The organism is Streptococcus suis (assembly GCF_002964045.1).
In the GTDB taxonomy this organism is placed as follows: domain Bacteria; phylum Bacillota; class Bacilli; order Lactobacillales; family Streptococcaceae; genus Streptococcus; species Streptococcus suis_U.
On the sequence record NZ_POPB01000035.1, the window covers coordinates 1 to 270 of the forward strand.

At 44.4% G+C, this 270-nt stretch carries 1 protein-coding gene; it reads left to right on the forward strand.

Annotation, left to right across the window (positions count from 1 at the left end; genetic code table 11):
* Nucleotides 1-270 (forward strand): GNAT family N-acetyltransferase (locus C1E99_RS00155; RefSeq protein WP_153060106.1); only part of this gene is annotated, 270 nt, incomplete at both ends.

Below are 270 nucleotides of genomic sequence, written 5' to 3' on the forward strand. Positions count from 1 at the left end.
ACATTGGGGCATATCTTATTGGTCTATATAGATGACATAAGTGGCGCAGTGCAAGGCTACATTCACGCACAAGTCTATGAAAGTCTCTATTCGGATACAGGCCTCAATATTCTGGGACTAGCTGTTTTGCCTAGTCATCAAGGACAAGGGATTGGAGCAAGTCTGCTGAAAGCCGTTGAGCAAATTGCACAGAAAGAGGGCTACCATTTTATTCGCCTCAATTCTGCTGAAAGTCGTCTCCAAGCCCATCTTTTCTACGAAAAGAATGGC